Origin of the sequence: Spiroplasma sp. ChiS (assembly GCF_002968355.1) — a bacterium.
In the GTDB taxonomy this organism is placed as follows: Bacteria; Bacillota_I; Bacilli_A; order Mycoplasmatales; family Mycoplasmataceae; genus Spiroplasma; species Spiroplasma citri.
This window is the reverse complement of the sequence record NZ_PUUH01000167.1, coordinates 1-1,051: the sequence shown is the minus strand read 5'-3', so window position 1 is coordinate 1,051 and position 1,051 is coordinate 1. Positions and strand designations below refer to the sequence as shown.

Below are 1,051 nucleotides of genomic sequence, written 5' to 3'. Positions count from 1 at the left end.
AATTTTTTATTTGTTTTACTAATAATTTAAAATGTTGTTCTTCCATAACGCCAATATCAATAACTTTATGACTAAGATACAATTTAATTGCTTTTCTTAACATAAATAATGGTATTTTAGTAGGTAAACATTGATGTATAACATTAACTAAACACTCTAATCTCTGTTTATATAACTTAGTTTGTTTTTTCATATTATTCTTTATGTTTAGGACAAATAATATCTTGTCTATTACATAAATAACAATCTGATTTTTTCTTAGTCATTATCTAACCTAGAATAATATTGATTAATTAAAACAACATTTTCATTAACACAATTTCAACAATAACGAGACCCATTTTCTCAAACATTATCATTAATACAAATCATACATAACTGTTGTTGCATATTAACTATTGCTTTCTGTTATTGTTGAATTATTAGAATATTTATTAATAAAATCTTGTTCGGTTTCATAAGSCAATATTTTTGATATTTTACCGTTAAAACCAATTTCTACATTATAKAAACTACCTTCAATCATTTCGGGCAAACTATTTTGAAAATCACTATTTTTGCGAACTCATTTATCTTGGTATTCTTTACCAACTATTTTTTTACCTTCAACTCGTAAAAATGTATATACATCATAATAATTTTCTTTATTTGACTTATCTTTAATAACTTGATTGTACTTAATATCACTTAAATAAACTTTAAACATAACTAAAAAATTCCTTTCATTTACATATATGTAAATAAAGGTTTCACAAGGTTTAAAACTTTAAATAAAATAAATGTTAAAAAATAAAAACTAATTTAATAAAAAATTAATAAAAAATGAATGTAAATATAAATGCAAAATAAAAACATTTACTTATATTTAAAGTTTCGTAGAGGGAAACCTTTATTGGTTTGAATACTTAAATATAACTAAATGTTATATATAATATTCTAAATTAATTTTACATAACAAAATCAATATGTCAACTATTACATATTTATCAATATGTCAACTATTACATATTTATATAACAAAAAATAAATTTATTTATAAATTTATATCCTC

The 1,051-nt window shown here is 20.0% G+C and carries 3 protein-coding genes; all 3 read right to left on the bottom strand.

Annotation, left to right across the window (positions count from 1 at the left end; all coding sequences use genetic code 4):
- A partial coding sequence (locus C6B38_RS04865) for a hypothetical protein (protein ID WP_105298860.1) occupies positions 1-193 on the bottom strand: 193 nt, incomplete at its 3' end.
- Between the two features lie 65 nt (positions 194-258).
- A complete protein-coding gene (locus tag C6B38_RS11915) occupies positions 259-390 on the bottom strand; it encodes a hypothetical protein (protein WP_255401074.1) in 132 nt (43 codons plus the stop codon).
- 1 nt (position 391) lies between these two features.
- A complete protein-coding gene (locus C6B38_RS04860) occupies positions 392-706 on the bottom strand; it encodes a hypothetical protein (RefSeq protein ID WP_105298859.1) in 315 nt (104 codons plus the stop codon).
- Positions 707-1,051 lie beyond the last annotated feature (345 nt).